The following is a 255-nucleotide window of genomic DNA, read 5'->3' on the forward strand; positions in this document are numbered from 1 at the left end:
GCGGCTTAAACGCCTGGGGCTGTCAAAAACGTTCCGCCGTCTGGTTGTCACACTTACCCGACGTTATGGCGTCAGTCTCATTCATCTGGATGCCAGCGCTGAATGCCTGCCGGGTTTACCCACTTTCAACTGGTAACCAGAAACAACATGAAATCATTAACCACGGAAACAGCGCTGGATATTCTGATTGCGTGGCTGCAGGACAATATCGACTGCGAATCGGGAATTATCTTTGACAACGATGAGGATAAAACG

Annotated in this window: 1 protein-coding gene and 1 pseudogene; both read left to right on the forward strand. The window is 49.4% G+C overall.

Annotated features, from left to right (window positions below):
• Positions 1–136: DUF5983 family protein (locus tag E0D98_RS28345; RefSeq protein WP_240723798.1), on the forward strand; the 136-nt coding region annotated here is incomplete at its 5' end.
• Positions 137–147: 11 nt separating this feature from the next.
• Positions 148–255: pseudogene (locus tag E0D98_RS26705) on the forward strand (DUF957 domain-containing protein); the annotation flags it as partial.

The sequence above is a fragment of the Escherichia sp. KCJ4928 genome (assembly GCF_004352695.1).
Lineage (GTDB): Bacteria > Pseudomonadota > Gammaproteobacteria > Enterobacterales > Enterobacteriaceae > ECMA0423.